The organism is Paenarthrobacter sp. CM16 (genome assembly GCF_013179505.1).
Lineage (GTDB): Bacteria > Actinomycetota > Actinomycetes > Actinomycetales > Micrococcaceae > Arthrobacter.
Map to the genome: position 1 here is coordinate 18,840 of NZ_JABMCX010000005.1, position 17,214 is coordinate 36,053.

A 17,214-nucleotide genomic window follows, 5' to 3' on the forward strand; every position below is an offset into this window, starting at 1 on the left:
GAGTTGCAGGGTGGAAACTTTTGACGAGAAAACTGTCACCACGGCGCCCCCGGTTGCCGAACTGCACCTGCACATCGAAGGGACTCTCGAGCCAGAGCTGATCTTTGCCCTGGCTGAACGTAACGGCATCGAGCTGCCGTACCAAGACATCGCCGAACTCCGGGAAAAGTATGAATTCACGGACCTGCAATCCTTCCTGGACCTGTATTACGCCAACATGGCTGTGCTGCAGACGGAGCAGGATTTCACGGACATGACGCGTGCCTACCTGAAGCGGGCTGCCGCCGGGGGAGTGCGCCACGCGGAAATCATGATGGACCCCCAGGCCCACGTCTCCCGGGGTGTTGCGCTGGAGACCTGTGTCAACGGCGTGGCCAACGCCCTGGCCACTTCAGAGGAAGACTTCGGCGTCTCTACCCTCCTCATCGCAGCGTTCCTGCGGGACATGTCCGAGGACTCAGCCTTGGAGGTATTGGACCAACTTATTGCCATGCACGCACCGATTGCGGGCATCGGGCTGGACTCCGCAGAGGTGGGCAATCCGCCGTCGAAATTTGAGCGCCTGTACCAGCGCGCCGGCGAGGCCGGGCTGCGCAGGATCGCCCATGCGGGCGAAGAAGGCCCCGCCAGTTACATCACCGAGGCGTTGGACGTGCTGCACGTCGAGCGGATCGATCACGGTATCCGCTGCATGGAGGACACCGACGTGGTGCAGCGGCTGGTTGCCGAGCAAGTCCCGCTGACTGTGTGCCCCCTGTCCAACGTGAGGCTCCGCGCCGTGGACAAACTGGCCGACCACCCGCTGCCTGAAATGCTCGCCATCGGCTTGAACGTCTGCGTGAACTCGGACGATCCCGCCTACTTCGGCGGTTATGTGGACGACAACTATAAGCAGTTGGTCAAGGTCCTGGAATTCTCCGTGCCGGAGCAGGCCACGTTGGCTGCCAACTCCATCCGTTCCTCGTTCGCCAGCGATGCCCGCAAAGCGGTGCTGCTGGATGAGGTCACCGAGTGGGTAAAGTCCTCCGTGACGCCCGCCTGAAAGCCGCCAGCTGAGACCTGTACATCACTTGCCGTGTCCCGAATGTCACACTCGGTCACGACACACGGTGTTTACCTTCTGCAGTCGCGGGAATTAACAATTCATTGGCAAACTGCAAAGAGAGTATTCACCCGTTGAAGGAGAAGCATGGGCGCGAACACCGCCGAGAACACCAACCTTCGTCTGAAGGCCGTACTGGACATCCTCGCTGAAAGCGTGTGGTCCGAGACAACCCTCAACGCCGGCGAAGTCCTGGCCGAAGCGATCGTCCGCGTACCTTTCAATGATCACGAGGCCGAACTGCTCAGTGGCGGCATCCCGCGTGGGCACAAGACCCTGACGTCGGCATCGGCCAAGCTGGTCAAGGCCGGCTGGTTGGTCAAGGGCCGTTCGGGCTGGACCATTCCGGAGGACGGCTTGCGTGCCACCGTGGCCTTCCCGGATGCGGCAGCTTTCGGAGCAGCGCTCGACGCCGGAACGCCGGTTCCAGCCGATGTGGCCGTTCCGACGGCCCCGCCGGTGAAGCCCGCGGCGAAGAAGGCAGCTACAAAGCGGGCTGCAGCCAAAAAGGCAACCGATCCCGCGGTCGCCGCAACCGACGTCGCGGAACCAAAGGTTGCAGCAGCAAAGGTGTCCGCGCCCAGGGCCAGGGCCGCTACAGCCAAGGCTGCGCCCGCGGAGAAGGCTGCGGCACCGAAGAAAACCACGCGTAAGGCGCCGGCCAAGGCAGCGGCGAGTCCCGCCGTCGAAACCTTGCCGCAGCCGGACGCGGTGGCGGTGGCCGGGGACTTCAACAAGATCATGGGTGCTCCCGAAGATTGGGCGCCGCAGTACGACGAAGCGCAGATGGAGTTCAACCCGCTGGTTCAGGTGTGGACCATCACTGCTGAACTTCCTGCAGGTTTTTACACGTACAAGATCGCGCTGAACCGTTCGTGGGATGAGAACTACGGTGCGTTCGGTGCCCGTGATGGCGCCAACCATGAGTTGAACCACGACGGCGGCCCCGTCACCATCACGTACAGCCACGCTACGCGGGACATCGTAGTCAGCTAAGTTCCTTTGCCGGTTCGAAACCTGCCCTTGTTCGCCCTGCGAGCCGTTGAACGGTGAGCGGGACGGACAAGGGCGGGTTTTCGTTAAGGTGGTTCCATGACTGACGAAGCCCAGCGCGTCACTGCCCGCATCACCGGCCTTGTCCAAGGCGTGGGTTTCCGCTATTGGACTGCCCGGAAAGCCGACGAGCTGGGGCTGAGGGGCACGGTCCGGAACAGCCTTGACGGCTCCGTGGAGTTGGTGGCGGAGGGCAATGCCGCCGACGTGGACCGCATAGTGAAATGGCTCCACTCCACCCGCGCGCCCGGCCGCGTGGAGAATGCTGACGTTGAGCTCTCCGAAACAACAGGGGAGTTCAGCGACTTCCGGATTGTCGACTAGCGGGTCAGTGGCTGCTACGCCCCGGCGACGTGGTGTTCAGGCCTGACTCTGTAGCGGCCAGAAGCAGTTCATGGTCATAAGCAACCAACGTGTCGGTCTGGAGCCGAATAGCTGTCGACAAATGAATGGCATCCGCGCTGCGAAGTTGTCCCGGAAGGGCAGCTGCATACATGAGATCTGATCGGGTTACGTCCACCAGATTGATGCCAGCCAAAACGGCATTGACAACGTCGAACGGCATGTTCCTGCGACGGGCCGCGCAGTGAAGCTCTGTGTAGAGGAGCATGGAGGCCACCAGGTGGCCTCCGGAGGCTGCTACCTCTACCAAGTAGGCGGCAGCGGCCGAGGACTCGCGTTCATTGACCACCAACTTCATGGCGGCCGAAGTGTCGACGTAGGTGATCACCGATCGCCACGCAGATCGGCCAGGAGCTCGGCTGTGGTCATGTCGCTGCTGATGCGAGGCAGAAGAGTGAAGTCCACAGGCGACTCACTGGCGGGCCGGACGCTGCCTGCTTGGAGCAGCCGCTCAAAAGGCGAAGCTGATGGAGGAATAAGGGTAGCCGTCACCTCGCCATTGTTGGTGACGTCAATGACTTCCCCATTCTTGACCCGTTCCAGAATCTTACTGCTCTGGTTGCGTAGCTCCCGGTGCGGAATGGTTGTCATGTTTTGCCTCCGTAGCAATCGTAGCACGCAGTTTTTGGATCCCCTCAGGCGGGCCGGCCAACAGAACTTGTCGCCTCGATGTAATGCTCCAGCGGCTTCAGGGCAGGCTGCGAGGCGCTGTCCCTGACGGCGTCGGCACCAACTGCATTGGCTGCAGCGAGGGCGTGTGTGTACTCAAGACCGGACGTCAGTGCCAGGACCAGCGCGGCACAGAAGGCGTCCCCGGCTCCGATGGTGTTGGCAATGTCGTTCACCCGCAGGGCCGGAGCCTCGGCGACCCGTTCGCCCTCGACAAAGATGGCCGAACCGTCGCCACCGTAAGTCACGGCAACCAGCGGAGCGTCGCGAAGGGCGGGGATCAGCTCATACTCCGTCTCGTTCACGATCACCAGGTCACAGAGCTCCAGAAGTCCGGGAATGAGCGGTGCGGCAGGGGCGGCGTTCAGGGCAAAGAAACCCGATGTGCGGCGGGCAGTTTCGAGCACCACGTCCTGGTCCACTTCGAGCTGGCAGAGGACTGCCTCGTTGTCGGCGAACAAGACGCCCTCCACGCTCACCGTCGCGTTGGCGCCGGGGCACACCATAATTTGGTTCTCCCCCTCGCTGTCCACCAGTACCAGCGCAGTGCCAGTTGCCGCGTCAACCCGGGCAATGTCCTGGACGTCGACGCCGGCACCCGCCATCGCGCTGATGAGGCCGAGCCCGGCGTCGTCCTGGCCTACAGCCCCCACCATGCGGGAGGAACCTGCAAGCCGGGCCGCGGCCACGGCTTGGTTGGCGCCTTTTCCGCCGGGCTGTTGGCGGAGAATACCGCCGCCCACTGTTTCACCGGGGGAGGGGAGCCGGGTGGCTGTGGCGGTGATGTCGAGGTTGATGCTGCCCACGACGGTCAGGGACGAGGGCGCGGCAGACTGAAGGGACGTGCTCATGGAAGGTCCTTTACGGAAGTTCGGGGAGGGAAATCAGGAGGATTGGATGACGGAGAGGTGGCCGGCTTTGGCAGCCACCAGGCATTTGGCGAGGTAGAAAGCATTGCCGTTGCGGCGGACGTATTGGGTGAGGACCAGTACGGGGTCGGACGGTCGCAGTCCCAGCAACTTTGCACGGCTGGGTCCGGCGGTGCTGAGGCTGATCTGGCATTCGCCGGGGCCAAGGGCTGCGCCCGGGAGGCCGCTGAGGACTTCCAGCAGCGTTGAGGCGGAGAGTGTGGGAGCTTCTGCGGCCTCGGCGAGGGCTTCGGCTTCCGGTATGCCTTGGGCCACGTTTTCCTGCAGGTGGGCAACGGGTTCGCCGTTGCGGATGAGCACGCTTTCCCAGAACCACACGTCCTCGTCGGGCTGGACGCCAATGCCTGGTGCCACGAATTCCGACGCCGGTTGTTTGATGGCCGCTACCCGTTTGACCTGGATGTCTTGCTCGGTTCCGCCAAGGAGTTGATCCAACGGGCGGATGTGTTCAATGCCGATCCGGGGGAGGGAGTCGGCAACAAAGCGGCCCACTCCGCGTCGTGCCCGGGTGAGGCCGTCTTCTTCGAGCAGCATCAGCGCTTCCCGGATCACGGTTCGGCTGACGTCCATCATGGAGCCCAGTTCCGTCTCTGTGGGGAGCAGGGACCCCGGCGGCAGGACTTTGGTCCGGATGGCTTCGGCGATGCGCGAGTAGGCTGCTACGCGCAAAGGCTGCCCGGGCTGGGCGGCGATGGGTCGTGACAGGAACTGGACGGCGTTGTCGGTCAAGGGTGCCTCACTTGAGATGGGTTACGGACACTGTACCGGATGACAGTGATAGGTTGCACAAGCTCGTAATACATGCTTGTATAACAACTCACATCTCGTGGCGCCGCCCCGCGCCCTCGGACAAAGGAGTTTGATGTGAACATCCCCACCGCGGCAGGACCCCAGGCTGAAGATTCGCAGACGGCAGACGCGCTTGCTGCAGACCCGCAGGCCCTGTCAGCAACGGAAACACCAGCCTCGAAAGCGGACGAAAGTCGCTTCCACGGCAAAGCCGCCGCGCTGCTGATCACTACGCTGGTCCTGGCAGTGCTGGCCTTCCAGCTCAATGCCAGCATGATCACCCCCGCGCTGCCCCACATCGGTTCCTTCTTCGGAGAAACTCCGGAAGCAGTGGCCCAAGTGCAGTCAATGTTCTTCCTGGCCGGCGCCATCGCCGGCCCTGTGATCGGACGGTGGAGCGACTTCATCGGACGCCGCAACGCACTCCTCCTGGTCCTGGCCATCATGGGTGCGGGAACCGTGCTGTGCATCTTCGCACCCACCTTGCCGTTGCTGGTCACGGGCCGCTTTATGCAGGGCGTCTCCAGCGCCATCTTTGCGCTCTCCTACATTGTTCTCAACGAGTACCTGCCCGCCCGGCTCTTTGGTACGTCCATCGGCATCATCGCGGCCATCAACGGCGGCGTTGGCGGGGTGGATGGCTACTTCGGCGGGCTCATGGCCGAGATCCTGGGCTTCCAGTCGATCTTTGTTGCCGTCCTGGTCCTGGCCGCGATCGCCGTCGTGTGCGTCATCAAAGTGGTTCCCGGCGGAAAATCCGCTGTCGCTCCCGGCCGGATGGACTGGTGGGGCGCAGGCTCGCTGTCGGTGTTCCTGGTCTTCATCACCTACTTCGTGTCCACGGGCTCCTCGGCCGGCTGGACGTCACCTGCAGCACTAGGCCTGCTTGCGGGCAGCATCGCTTCCTTCACCGCCTTTTGGCTCATCGAGAAGAAGCGCGAAACGCCGCTGGTTGCCGTCCACCATCTTCGCTCCCGCCAGGTTTGGCCGGTCATTGCCACTACCGTGCTGACACTCGCCGGAATCTTCGCCATCATCAACTTCACCGTGGTGCTCCTGAGCCAGGACAAGGCGAACGGCTTTGGCCTTTCCGCATCTGTTGCCGCCCTGCTGTTCCTCACACCTGCAGCACTCATCGGCGTCTTCGCCGCACCGCTGGCCGGCTGGATCGCCGACCGCCGCGGCTGGATCAAGACCGTCCGCGTCGGCACCGCCACCAGCCTTGCCTGCGCAATCGTCGCTGCACTGTTCTCGCACAACCAGGTGGCTGTCCTCATAGCCATCGCCGCTCTGGGCATCTTCTACAACGGCTTCTTCCTCACCGCCATCAACGGCCTGTCCGTGCTGCTCTCGCCCAAGGAAGCGCCCGCAGCATTGCCGGGAATCAACGGGGCCTCGTTCGGCATCGGGGCGAGTCTCGGCGTCGTGATCGTGGCTCCCTTCGCGGGCCAGGGCACCGCTGCCGGATACTCCACAGCCCTCTGGATTTCGGTGTCCATCACGGCACTTGCCTTCGTCGTCAGCCTCTTCATCGCGGCACCTAAGGGCGAAAAGATCTAACGCACGACGCCGGCACCAGGCTTAGGCGCTTGGCGCGCCCCACACCCCACTCCGCACACCAAGCAGTCAGCTACACCTGAAACGAGAGACCACCATGACCCAGTCCGCACCCTTCTTCCTCGACTGCGATACCGGCATTGACGACGCCCTCGCCCTGGCCTACCTCCTGGCCTCCCCGCGGGCTGACCTCGTGGGCATCGGCACAGTGAGCGGCAACGTCAGTGCTGCCGGGGGCGCCAGGAACACCCTGGACCTGCTGAACCTGGCCGGCCACCCGGACATTCCGGTGGCGGTCGGTGCGCACGATCCCCAGGTTGGTACTTTCCACGGCGGCGCCCCGCACGTCCACGGTGACAACGGCATCGGCGGGGTGGACCTCGTTCCCTCCCACCGCGAACCCGTCACGGCCACTGCGGCGGAACTGTTGGTCCAGTTGGCGCACCGGTATGCGGGGGAGTTGCGCCTCGTGGCCATCGGCCCGCTGACCAACATAGCCGAAGCCTTGCGGTTGGAACCCAGGCTTCCTGAACTGATCGCCGAGGTCACCATCATGGGTGGGGCGGCGCTGGCTCCCGGAAACATCACGCCGGTTGCCGAGGCCAACATTGCCAACGACCCCGAGGCTGCCGCCGAGGTCCTGGCTGCGGACTGGAACGTGACGCTGGTACCCCTGGATGTCACCATGACCAACGTGCTGGAGGAAAACCACCGCCAGGAACTGCTCGCCACCGAGCACCCGGTCTCGCAGGCACTGGGTGAAATGCTGGGCTATTACTTCGGCTTCTACGTCGATATTTTCGGCCGGGCGTGCTCTGCCATGCACGATCCCCTTGCTGCGGCCATCGCCGTCCAGGGAGTTGAACTCACAGTTGCGCCAACCGTCCGCGTCCAGGTGGACACCACCAACGGACCGGGCCGCGGCCAGACAGTGTGCGATCTCCGGGGACTCTATGCCGGGTACCCGGATCAGCGTGGCGCGCGTTGCCGCGTGGTCTTGGAAATCGGCGAGGACTTCGCGCCTCATTTGTTGGGAACCTTGCAGGCGGCCTGGCTTACGGAATCTGAAGCAATGAGGGCAGTGGAACCCGTCGCCTGACTGGCGGAAGAGTGATGAGGACGACGACGGCGGCAGCGGCCCGCCGTCGTCGTTCGCCTTTAAGCGGCTGGTATCCAGGCTGCCTACGCGTACATGAGCGAGCCGGGGGTGGTGAGGGTTTCGCCGGTTTCCAGCCAGGTCTTGAGGCCGGAGAGGATCATGGGCCAGCCGCCGTAGAGTTGGTCGTTTGCGCCTTCGCGGAGCTGATCGTGCGTGACGGTCAGGTGGCAGGAGTCGCCCACAGCTTCGATCTCCCAAGTGATGCGCGACGTACCCTCGGCCTTCACGTCTTCGCCCCAGAGTGCCCGCATGGTTTGGACGAGCCGGCGTGGGGGATCAACCTCGATGTTCTCGCCCTCGCCCAGCGGAGCATCGGCTTTGGGGTTCCGCATTTCGAAGCGGCTGCCTGGCGTCCAATCCGAGCTCAGCGTGTTCCCGAACTGGTACTTGCTGCGGATCTCGCTATTGGTGATGGCTTCCCAGAGCCGCTCCGGGGTGGTCTTGATGTAAATCTCGAAGATCTTTTCCATGGGACTTTCCAATCTGGATTTGAGGTCGCTGAGGGCAGCGGCCCATGGTTCTGCATATTTACTCACCCAGCGGTCGTGGATGAGACGGATGGGTACCGGGTTCAGGAAGTGCAGCTTTTCGCGCCCCCGACGGCGGGTGACCACCAACCCTGCATCCTCGAGCAGCTTGAGGTGCTTGGCGATGCCGAAACGGGTCATCTCGAACCGGGCTCCCAAAGCGGAGGCAGACTGGCCGTCCTCGCGGAACAGTTCATCCAGCAATTCCCTGCGGGTGGGGTCTGCCAAGGCCTTGAACACGGTGTCCATGGAGTCAGAATAGGTGACCTTTTGGTCACGTGTCAACGGGTTCACGGACTGGTCCTTGTGCGTGGGAAGCGTGCGGGACGGCGCGGCGAGATCGCGGGAAGCGTGTGGGGGTGGCTCGGCGAGATCGTGGGAAGCGTGCGGGGGTGGCGCGGCGAGATCGTGGGAAGCGTGTGAGATCGCCGTTCGTGTCCCAGTGATTCCGAGGGCTTCCCGCGAACTCGGCATGCGCCCGGCGGCATAGCTTGCCCGGCGGCGTAGCTTGCCCGGCGGCATAGCTGCCCACCTGAGCCGGGTGGCTACGACCCGACGTGGTTCCGATAGTTTCCATGAAGAGTCGGAAACTTAACTGAATTCAGGTTCATTTACACCCGTCGTTACTGCGATCCAACGGCCCGAAACCCCGCCAATCCCGTGGCCACACCTTATTTTTCGTGTCTCCAGGTTACTCGGGGGTTTCCGATACTCACCTGTTGTTATTGCGTAAACTTTACGATAGTTTCTCTGTGTGATGTGCGTCGCACTGTGGTTCAGGGCGACGAAGGCCGAGTGAAGGACAATGATGACCATCCACCCTGAGGACTTGCGGACAGCCGAGGTGCGGCTGCGGCAACTGCACCAACGAATAGGCGGGATAGCCTACGGCGGGGATTACAACCCCGAGCAATGGCCCCGTGAAGTGTGGCTCGAGGACGCCAAGCTCATGCAACAGGCCGGGGTAAACCTGGTGACCTTGGCGGTCTTCTCTTGGAGCCGGCTGGAAACCAGCGACGACGTTTTTGATTTCGGCTGGCTGGATGACGTCATGGACCTCATGCACTCTCACGGCATCGGCGTGGATCTGGCAACACCGGACGCCGTACCGCCGGCCTGGTTGGTGGAGCAGCACCCGGACATCATGCCGGAGCGGCCGGACGGGAGCATCTTCGGATTCGGATCCAGGCAGCACTTTGACGTCTCCCACCCGGTATACCGGGCCAAGTCACTGGCGCTGGCGGAGAAGATGGCCGAGCGCTACGCCAGCCATCCTGCACTGCGGATGTGGCACGTCGGCAACGAATACGGGCCTGTGTCCTACGGTCCCTGGGCGGAGAAAGCGTTCCGCGAATGGCTCCAGCAGAAGTATTCGTCGTTGGATGAGCTCAACCAGGCCTGGAGCACCACGGTCTGGGGCCAGATCTACACCGACTGGAACCAGGTCCGCGTCCCTGCCCAACCCCGCACTTGGTCCAACCCGTCACGACGCCTGGACTTCCACCGCTTCACCTCGGACAGCATGCTGGAGCATTTCAAGGCCGAGCGGGATGTCCTCCGCCGGCACAGCCCTGACCTGCCGATCGTCACCAACTTCATGCGCTTTTACAAGACCAACGACTACTGGGCGTGGGCGGCCGAGGAAGACGCAGCAGCGCTGGACATTTACCCGGACCCGCGGGAGGAAGACGCGCACATTGCGGCGGCGCTGAACTTCGATCTCATGCGTTCACTCCGTCACGGCCAGCCGTGGATGGTGATGGAGCAAGCTACCGGCGCGGTCAGCCAGTGGTCCGTCAACGTCTCCAAACTTCCCGGCAAGATGCGCCTCGGCTCGTACCAGGCCATAGCCCAGGGCGCTGATTCCATCCTGTTCTTCCAGTGGCGCCAGGCCAAGGGCGGCACGGAGCGTTACCACTCGGCCATGGTGAACCATGCCGGACCCAACACCCGGATTTTCCGGGAAGTCTGCGAGCTCGGCCAGGAACTGAAGTCCCTCGGAGATCTGACGGGCACCAGGTCCGCTGCCAAGGTGGGCATCGTGTTCGATTGGGATTGCTGGTGGGCCTTGGAGCTCGGCAACTCACCGAGATCGGACCTGAACTATGCGGAGGAAGTGCTGCGCTTCTATCGGCCACTGTTCGATGCCAACATCACCGTTGATTTCGTCAACGCCAACAGCGACCTTTCCGGGTACACCCTGGTGATCATGCCGGCGTCGTACCTGCTGACTGATGACGCCGCCGACCGGTTTGAGAACTACGTGTCCGACGGCGGACGGCTGGTGGTCTCCTATCTTTCGGGCATCGTGGACCAGGACAACACCATCCGGCTGGGTGGCTACCCCGGGGCATTGAGGAACGTCCTGGGCGCGTGGAGCGAGGAAATGCACCCGCTCGCCGGAGCGGATGAGCAAGTAAAGCTCTCAACGTCCGACGGCGGTACCTCCTCCGCGAGTTACTGGACCGAGCACCTGCACGCTGAAGCGGCGGAGGTCCTGGCCAGCTACTCCTCGGGCCGCCTCGCCGGCACCCCGGCCGTCACCCTTAACTCCTTTGGACGCGGCACCGCACTGTACGTCTCGGCCCGTGTTGATGACGGATTGCTGAACCAGCTACTCAAGGACCAACTCCGGGCGGCCGGGGTGGAGCCGGAACTGAAAACGCCCGCGGGAGTCCAGGTCCGGCGTCGTACTGGCACCACAGCTGACGGCACCGCCGGAAGTTTCCTCCTGGTGCTCAACCACAACGACGCTCCGTCCAGTGTGGACGTGCTCGACGGCGGCACGGACCGCCTCAGCGGACGCGCGGTCAGCGGGCTGGTTGAGCTCCCTGCCAACGGTGTCCTGATCCTGGACGAAACTGCGGGACGGGCGGCGGACTGATGGCACTACGACTCGATGTTCCGCCCAAGGCAGTGGCCGGCCCCGAACCGGGCACCGGCAAGAAGCGCCGCGACAAGCCCGGAAGCTGGAAACTGGCCCTCAAACGCGACTGGCGCCTGTACACGTTGCTGGCGCTGCCCCTGCTGTACCTGCTGATCTTCAGGTATTTGCCCATGGCCGGGAACGTGATTGCCTTCCGGCAGTTCCAGCCCGGCGGCAGCATCTTCGGCGAGAAGTGGGTGGGTTTCAAGTACATCACCCTGTTCATCAACGATCCCAGCTTCTGGCAGGCCTTCCAGAACACCATCATCCTGGGTGTCCTGACCCTGGTGTTCTGCTTCCCGATGCCCATCATCTTCGCCCTGATGCTCAACGAGCTGAGATCGCAGAAGTTCAAGAAGTTCGTCCAGACCGTGGCCTACCTGCCGCACTTCATGTCCGTGGTGATCATCGCCGGCATGATCCTGCAGAACTTCTCCATGACCGGCACGGTCAACCAGATCGCGGAATCGTTGTTCGGAACCACCGTGAACTTCACGCAGGATCCGGGCTGGTTCCGCCCCATGTACATCAGCTCCGAGGTGTGGCAAACCATGGGCTGGGGCGCCATCCTCTATCTTGCAGCGCTGACACGGGTGGATGAATCCCTGTACGAGGCAGCCAGGATCGACGGCGCCAACCGCTGGCAACAGACCTGGCACGTGACCCTCCCGGCCATCAGGCCAACCATCATCACCTTGCTGATCCTGAACATCGGCACATTCATGGCGGTGGGCTTTGAGAAGATCCTCCTCATCTACAACCCGCTCAACTACGCAACCTCAGACGTCATCTCCACCTACCTGTACCGGGTAGGCCTGGAATCCAGCAACTTCAGCTACGCGGCCGCAATCGGAATGTTCGAATCCGTCATCGGCCTCACGCTGATCCTCTCAGCGAACGCGATCTCCAAGCGCCTCGCAGGAACGAGCCTGTGGTGAACAAAACAGCTACTGCGATCAAGGGCGGCGCAGCCCAAGGGGTCCTGATAAAGGACATGAAAGTCTCCCGTGCCATGCGCATCTTCCGGGCGTTCAACCTGGTGTTCCTGCTGCTGGTGGTCTTCCTGACCGTGTACCCGTTCCTGAACATCATTGCCCAGTCGTTCTCCAGCGAAGGCTTCATCAACGCGGGGCAGGTCAACCTGTTTCCCATGGGCTTCAATACGGAGACGTACAAGCTGATCCTGGCCGACTCCACGTTCTGGAACAACTACGGCAACACCGTCCTGTACACCGTGGTGGCGACGGCCATCTCCATGGTCCTCACTACTGCATTCGCGTACGCCATTGCCAAGAAGGACCTCAAAGGAAGGAGCGTCTTCATTGGCCTGGCCGTGTTCACCATGTTCTTCAACGGCGGCCTGATTCCCAACTACGTGCTCATCAGTTCTTTGGGCATGCGGGACTCCATCTGGGCTGTGGTGCTGCCGAACGCCATCAGCGTGTTCAACCTGCTCATCATGAAGTCCTTCTTCGAGAACATGCCGCGCGAACTGGAAGAAGCAGCATCGATTGACGGCCTCACGCAATACGGGGTGCTGTTCCGGGTGGTGCTGCCGCTCAGCAAGGCGATCGTGGCCACCATGGTCCTGTTCTACGCCGTTGCCAACTGGAACTCCTGGTTCCAAGCCTTCCTCTACCTCGACAATCCTGACCTTTTCCCGGTCACCATTTACCTGCGCAACATGATCGCCGGAGTCACCACAGCGGGCTCAGCCGGCGGAACAGCGGAGAACGTCGGCCAGATCGCCGCCAACATCCAATCGGTCACCATCGTCCTGACCGTCATCCCCATCCTTTGCGTCTACCCCTTCGTGCAGAAGTACTTCTTCTCGGGCGTCATGCTCGGTTCCGTCAAGGAATAACCCTTATGAAAGGACATCCAATGATCCACAAACCTGAGCTCCGGAGACGAGATTTTCTTGGACTCGCATCCGTTGTCACCATCGGACTCATGCTGACCAGTTGCGACGCCGAGACCACCGAAAAGGTGGACACCTCCAAGTCCCGCAACGGTGCGATGGACAGCTTCGGCGTCGGTGACACGTTCAAGGCGACGGTGCCGCTGACGTTCACGTTCCTGTTCTCCGACCAGCCGACCTACCCGTACAAGAAGGACTGGCTGCTGTTCACCAAAATGGCCAGTGACAACAACGTCACCCTGGAACCCACCATCGTGCCCAACAGCGACTACGAGCAAAAGCGCAGCCTGCTCATCAGCTCCGGCAGTGCCCCGGAAATCATCGCCAAAACCTACCCGGGACAGGAAGCGGCGTTCGTTTCCGCCGGGGCCGTCCTGCCCGTCAGCGACTATGTTGACCTGATGCCGCACTTCCAGGAAAAGGTGAAGAAGTGGAAGCTCGAGCCCGAGATTGAAGGACTGACCCAGGAAGACGGCAAGTACTACGTCCTCCCGGGCCTCCACGAGGAACTCTGGCCCGACTACTCCCTGTGCTTCCGCAAGGATGTGCTGAAAAAGGAAGGCCTCGAGGAGCCCACAACGTGGGACGAGTTCCGGGAAGTCCTGCGCTCGCTGAAGAAGGCCTACCCTGACGTGGTGCCCTACTCCGACCGGTTCAAGGGCGACAGTGTCCTGAACATCTCCAGTGCGGCTTTCGGGACGCAGGCCGGGTGGGGACTAGTGGACGGCCTGCAGTTCGATGAGGACAAGAAGGAGTTCGGCTTCGCCGCCGGTTCGGACAAGTTCAAGGACCTGGTGACCTACTTCAATTCGCTGGTTTCCGAGGGCCTGATGGACCCCGAAAGCTTCACCCAGACCGACGATTCAGCCATCCAAAAGTTTGTGTCCGGCAAGTCGTTCGTCATCAGCGCCAACTCCCAGAATGTCATTACCTACCGCACCTCCATGGAGCAGTCCCTGGGCAAGGGCAACTTCGAGATCGGCAAGATCACGGTTCCCGGAGGCCCGGAAGGTGACGTTATTGGGGGAACCCGGCTGGAGAACGGCATCATGCTGAACTCCTCCGTGAAGGACAAGGACAGCTTTGTGGCACTCATCCAGTACATCGACTGGTTGTTCTACAGCGACGCCGGACAGGAGTTCAGCAAGTGGGGTGTGGAGGGAACCACATTCACCAAGTCCGGAGGCAAACGTCAGCTCGCCTCCGACATCAACTTCCAGGGCCTCAACCCCGCAGGCACCAAAGATCTCCGGGTGGAGTACGGCTTCTCCGGTGGCAACTTCGCCTACGGTGGCGCCACGGAACTGTTGCACTCCACGTTCAATGAGGAGGAGCTGGCGTTCCAGGAAGCCATGAAGTCCAAGAAGCCGCGCCCCGTGCCCCCGCCCGTGCCGTTCAACGATATTGACCGGGAACAGGCAACCCTGGCTTTGACCCCGCTGAAGGACCACGTCAAACAGAACACCCTCAAGTTCATCACCGGACAGCGTGCCCTCAGTGAGTTCGACGCTTACGTCAAGGAGCTCGACAGCAAGGGCCAGAGCAAATACGTGGAGCTGGCCAATAAGGCATACAAAGCCTACGCGGACAAGAAGTAGCTCTCCTGATGGCTGCGAAGGAGGCACAGTACGGTTCCGGTCCCTTATTCAGGGTGGCCGGGGTTGTGTACGGGGTCATGGTGGGCGGGGCATTGCTGGTGCTGGCCAACGTGCTGGTGGTGCTCATGCCCTTGCTGTCCGGGCTGGTGGGTCCTGCCGCCTTGTTGGGTTTCGTGCTGGTGGGCCCGTCAGTAGTGGCTTCCTGCTACGCCTTTAACCGACTTATCGCCGGGGCGGACACGGGGGTGTTCCACGACTTCTTGAAGTCGTACCGGAGCAACTTTGGCCAGGCCTTAGTGGTCTGGCTGCCCTACGCAGCCCTCCTTGCAGTCGTCGTCGCGAATCTCACCAGCCTGCCGGGCAGCAACCTTCAAACTGTTGCTGCCCGGATCGGGCTGGTGGGGCTCGGCCTCGTGGTGAGTACAGCTGCTGTTCACGCGATGCTGTTGCTGGCCCGCTTCAATTTCCGGAGCGTGGACATCTATAGGCTGTCGATCTACAGCATTGGAGCCCGGAGACGGGTGGCCCTCGGGAACCTAGGGATCCTCTTTGTTGCGGGGTTCGTGCTGATCTCCACCAGCGTGTGGTTGCTGCTGTTTGTGGGCGGCCTGATCCTTTACCTGTTGTGCTTGAACTCCCGACCGCTACTGGCGTTGGTAGAGGAACGGTTTACCGTGGCTGCAGACGGTTGCCCAGCCGGCTCCCCGGCCGGTTCCCCGGCCGGTTCCTCACCGGTGGCCTAAAGGCTGGTGCGCACCACAACACCTTGGGCGATCACTGTGCTGACCTTTTCCAGGGCCGAACCATCGGTCAGGGGATCTGAATCCACCACCACCACGTCCGCCATGGAGCCGCGGACCAAGCGACCAACATTCTCGCCACGGCCCAGCAAACGTGCCGCATTGATGGTGGCTGCCTGCAAAGCTTCCAGGGGTGTCAGTCCTGCTTCGGCAAGCAAACGCGCTTCGGTGCCAATGGGCGTCACATCCGTTCCGAAGGAATCGGTGCCGGCCACGATCGTCACTCCAGCGTCCTTGGCCGCCCGTACGGCGGCCTGAAGGATGGGCGTGTACTCGGTTCCGCGCGCGGCCAGGATGGGGTTGGCGGAGCGGGCCATACTGGTAATGGCGTCCATGGTGGGTGTGAAGAAGGTACCGCGCCGGGCCATTTCCTGGATGGTCTTTTCCGTCATGAAGACGCCGTGCTCAATGCTGCGAACCCCGGCCCGTACAGCGCCGTCGATTCCTTCGGCACTGTAGGCGTGGCAGAGGACACCAGCTCCCTTGGCGGCCTTGACGATCGCTCCGAGCTGGTCCACGTTGTAGACCAACTCGCGGGGATCCTGTTCAGGAAGGCCAGCCCGCGGATTAGCGCGTGTTTTGATGACTTCGGCGCCCCGTTTGAGGTTGATGCGGGTGAGGTACGCGAGGTCCTGCGGCTCCTTCACACCACCGCTGAGAGTTGCCAGTGGCGCCAAGTCCGGATCAGCCAAAAGTGAATCCCCTTGATCCGGTGAGATAAACAGTCCCGCCGGCGTCATCCTCGGTGAGAGACCAGGCGCCCACGATGGCAGGGCGGCGAGGGCAATGTCCTGGTAAAACGTGCTCGAACCGCTGCGTACGCTGGTGGCTCCGCCTTGCAGGAGGGCTCGGGCATCGGCCAGAGCGTTGGCGTGGACGTGGGCATCGACGAGTCCCGGGAGGACCCATTTCCCCGTGGCGTTGAGTTTGCGGGCACGGTTCGCGACTGCGGCAACAGCCTTGCGCGTTTCGTCCCGGGTCCCGACGGCGGCGACCTTGCCGCCGTCGAGCACTACCACTCCATCGGCCACAGCATCGCCGGTTTTTGGGTCCACGACGGTTCCGCCCTCGATGATGAGCGCTTGGGTGGTCAATGGCCGGCCCGGGTAGTTTGGAGCCGACTGCGTGTTGTCGGCGTGGGCAGCCGGCGCTGAAGCGAGCTGCGCGGCAATGCCGGCCACGGAGATTCCGGCCAATGCTGCAGCTCCGGCGAGGATGCCACGGCGGGGCAACTGACCCTCGGGTTTGGGTGCTGAGGTGTGATCGTGAAGGCACATGATTGGGCTCCTGGGGAACGAACTGCCTGGCCGCTACTTGCCTGCGGCTATGGGTTTGGTATTCCAGAGTGCCTTAGTCCTGATACGTGATGCAAGTAATATCTGCAACTTGCTCTCTTGAGTTTTTGGCTTGGTATGCCAAAGAGCAGCACTCCGAGGCACCGGTCCCTCTCATCGCCGGCTTCGGTGCAGGCTTCTAGCAGCGTGCGGTTGATCTTGTACGCCGGCGCCCCGCTGGTCTCCGCGGTGGCATCCGCAGGGCGCATATCGCGGGCACGGGGAAGCGGCCCGAAAGCAAACATCGCATCGCTGGCCCTCCCAAAATTCGACCCCCAAAAGTTCACGCTCACCCAAGATCGCGGCGCATCCCGTGCAAAACCCTTTATGTTCTGTGGGGTGTGTGGTGGTGGTTGCGTCGGGGTGTTTGTTGGGGGTCGATGTGGGGTGGGGGGATGAACCATGGGACGCCGGTTGTCATGTCGATGCGCCATTGTTCTTTGTGGAT

16 protein-coding genes are annotated in these 17,214 nt (G+C 62.2%); 10 read left to right on the plus strand and 6 right to left on the minus strand.

Annotated elements, in window-relative coordinates; genetic code table 11:
• Nucleotides 1-10: 10 nt before the first annotated feature.
• The 3 genes from HP499_RS00770 to HP499_RS00780 all read left to right on the plus strand — a co-directional run bounded on the left by HP499_RS00770 (nt 11) and on the right by HP499_RS00780 (nt 2,479).
• Nucleotides 11-1,042 carry an adenosine deaminase gene (locus tag HP499_RS00770; RefSeq protein ID WP_172322071.1) on the plus strand — a complete coding sequence of 344 codons (1,032 nt, stop codon included), beginning with the start codon at nt 11-13 and terminating at the stop codon, nt 1,040-1,042.
• Nucleotides 1,043-1,189: 147 nt separating this feature from the next.
• On the plus strand, nt 1,190-2,098 hold the full coding sequence (locus tag HP499_RS00775) for a glycosidase (protein ID WP_172322072.1): 909 nt from the start codon (nt 1,190-1,192) through the stop codon (nt 2,096-2,098).
• A gap of 96 nt (nt 2,099-2,194) precedes the next feature.
• Nucleotides 2,195-2,479: an acylphosphatase gene (locus tag HP499_RS00780; RefSeq protein ID WP_172322073.1), complete on the plus strand. Its 285-nt coding sequence runs from the start codon at nt 2,195-2,197 to the stop codon at nt 2,477-2,479.
• A gap of 4 nt (nt 2,480-2,483) precedes the next feature.
• Here HP499_RS00780 and HP499_RS00785 read toward each other — a convergent pair whose 3' ends face one another.
• From HP499_RS00785 to HP499_RS00800, 4 genes are read right to left on the minus strand one after another with little or no spacing between them, the layout of a single operon-like run.
• Entirely contained in the window at nt 2,484-2,885 is a 402-nt protein-coding gene (locus tag HP499_RS00785; RefSeq protein WP_172322074.1) for a PIN domain-containing protein, read from the minus strand.
• Nucleotides 2,882-3,148, minus strand: coding sequence for a type II toxin-antitoxin system Phd/YefM family antitoxin (locus tag HP499_RS00790; protein WP_172322075.1), 267 nt, complete (start codon nt 3,146-3,148; stop codon nt 2,882-2,884). Before HP499_RS00790 ends, HP499_RS00785 begins: the two co-directional genes overlap by 4 nt.
• Nucleotides 3,149-3,192: 44 nt before the next feature.
• Entirely contained in the window at nt 3,193-4,077 is an 885-nt protein-coding gene (locus HP499_RS00795; protein ID WP_172322076.1) for a PfkB family carbohydrate kinase, read from the minus strand.
• A gap of 33 nt (nt 4,078-4,110) precedes the next feature.
• Nucleotides 4,111-4,884 (minus strand): GntR family transcriptional regulator, encoded by a 774-nt coding sequence (locus tag HP499_RS00800; protein WP_172322077.1) that lies wholly within the window; start codon nt 4,882-4,884, stop codon nt 4,111-4,113.
• 135 nt (nt 4,885-5,019) lie between these two features.
• On the opposite strand from HP499_RS00800, the gene HP499_RS00805 reads away from it, so the two are divergent.
• Together HP499_RS00805 and HP499_RS00810 are read left to right on the plus strand one after the other, a co-directional pair.
• Nucleotides 5,020-6,504 (plus strand): MFS transporter, encoded by a 1,485-nt coding sequence (locus HP499_RS00805; RefSeq protein WP_172322078.1) that lies wholly within the window; start codon nt 5,020-5,022, stop codon nt 6,502-6,504.
• A gap of 94 nt (nt 6,505-6,598) precedes the next feature.
• Nucleotides 6,599-7,600: a nucleoside hydrolase gene (locus HP499_RS00810; RefSeq protein WP_172322079.1), complete on the plus strand. Its 1,002-nt coding sequence runs from the start codon at nt 6,599-6,601 to the stop codon at nt 7,598-7,600.
• A gap of 83 nt (nt 7,601-7,683) precedes the next feature.
• On the opposite strand, the gene HP499_RS00815 is transcribed toward HP499_RS00810, so the two are convergent.
• On the minus strand, nt 7,684-8,436 hold the full coding sequence (locus tag HP499_RS00815) for a metalloregulator ArsR/SmtB family transcription factor (protein ID WP_172322085.1): 753 nt from the start codon (nt 8,434-8,436) through the stop codon (nt 7,684-7,686).
• A 559-nt stretch (nt 8,437-8,995) separates the two neighbouring features.
• Here HP499_RS00815 and HP499_RS00820 point away from each other — a divergent pair.
• The 5 genes from HP499_RS00820 to HP499_RS00840 are packed head-to-tail and all read left to right on the plus strand — an operon-like array spanning nt 8,996 to nt 15,375.
• Nucleotides 8,996-11,071, plus strand: coding sequence for a beta-galactosidase (locus HP499_RS00820; RefSeq protein ID WP_172322086.1), 2,076 nt, complete (start codon nt 8,996-8,998; stop codon nt 11,069-11,071).
• On the plus strand, nt 11,071-12,051 hold the full coding sequence (locus HP499_RS00825) for a sugar ABC transporter permease (protein WP_172322080.1): 981 nt from the start codon (nt 11,071-11,073) through the stop codon (nt 12,049-12,051). Before HP499_RS00820 ends, HP499_RS00825 begins: the two co-directional genes overlap by 1 nt.
• A 56-nt stretch (nt 12,052-12,107) precedes the next feature.
• Nucleotides 12,108-12,977 carry a carbohydrate ABC transporter permease gene (locus tag HP499_RS00830; protein ID WP_172322087.1) on the plus strand — a complete coding sequence of 290 codons (870 nt, stop codon included), beginning with the start codon at nt 12,108-12,110 and terminating at the stop codon, nt 12,975-12,977.
• Nucleotides 12,978-12,982: 5 nt separating this feature from the next.
• Nucleotides 12,983-14,632, plus strand: coding sequence for an extracellular solute-binding protein (locus HP499_RS00835; protein WP_172322081.1), 1,650 nt, complete (start codon nt 12,983-12,985; stop codon nt 14,630-14,632).
• 8 nt (nt 14,633-14,640) lie between these two features.
• Nucleotides 14,641-15,375, plus strand: a complete 735-nt coding sequence (locus HP499_RS00840) for a YesL family protein (protein ID WP_172322082.1) — start codon at nt 14,641-14,643, stop codon at nt 15,373-15,375.
• On the opposite strand, the gene HP499_RS00845 is transcribed toward HP499_RS00840, so the two are convergent.
• The gene (locus HP499_RS00845) at nt 15,372-16,709 is read right to left on the minus strand and encodes an amidohydrolase family protein (RefSeq protein ID WP_172322083.1); all 1,338 of its coding nucleotides are present in this window, start codon (nt 16,707-16,709) and stop codon (nt 15,372-15,374) included. The two genes, HP499_RS00840 and HP499_RS00845, sit on opposite strands and share 4 nt — an antisense overlap.
• Between the last annotated feature and the right edge of the window lie 505 nt (nt 16,710-17,214).

Coding starts and splice junctions, on each gene's coding strand:
- HP499_RS00775 (WP_172322072.1), top strand. CDS start 1,190: ATGGGCGCGAACACCGCCGAGAACACCAACCTTCGTCTGAAGGCCGTA.
- HP499_RS00780 (WP_172322073.1), top strand. CDS start 2,195: ATGACTGACGAAGCCCAGCGCGTCACTGCCCGCATCACCGGCCTTGTC.
- HP499_RS00790 (WP_172322075.1), bottom strand. CDS start 3,148: ATGACAACCATTCCGCACCGGGAGCTACGCAACCAGAGCAGTAAGATT.
- HP499_RS00795 (WP_172322076.1), bottom strand. CDS start 4,077: ATGAGCACGTCCCTTCAGTCTGCCGCGCCCTCGTCCCTGACCGTCGTG.
- HP499_RS00810 (WP_172322079.1), top strand. CDS start 6,599: ATGACCCAGTCCGCACCCTTCTTCCTCGACTGCGATACCGGCATTGAC.
- HP499_RS00815 (WP_172322085.1), bottom strand. CDS start 8,436: ATGGACACCGTGTTCAAGGCCTTGGCAGACCCCACCCGCAGGGAATTG.
- HP499_RS00820 (WP_172322086.1), top strand. CDS start 8,996: ATGACCATCCACCCTGAGGACTTGCGGACAGCCGAGGTGCGGCTGCGG.
- HP499_RS00825 (WP_172322080.1), top strand. CDS start 11,071: ATGGCACTACGACTCGATGTTCCGCCCAAGGCAGTGGCCGGCCCCGAA.
- HP499_RS00830 (WP_172322087.1), top strand. CDS start 12,108: ATGAAAGTCTCCCGTGCCATGCGCATCTTCCGGGCGTTCAACCTGGTG.
- HP499_RS00835 (WP_172322081.1), top strand. CDS start 12,983: ATGAAAGGACATCCAATGATCCACAAACCTGAGCTCCGGAGACGAGAT.
- HP499_RS00840 (WP_172322082.1), top strand. CDS start 14,641: ATGGCTGCGAAGGAGGCACAGTACGGTTCCGGTCCCTTATTCAGGGTG.
- HP499_RS00845 (WP_172322083.1), bottom strand. CDS start 16,709: ATGTGCCTTCACGATCACACCTCAGCACCCAAACCCGAGGGTCAGTTG.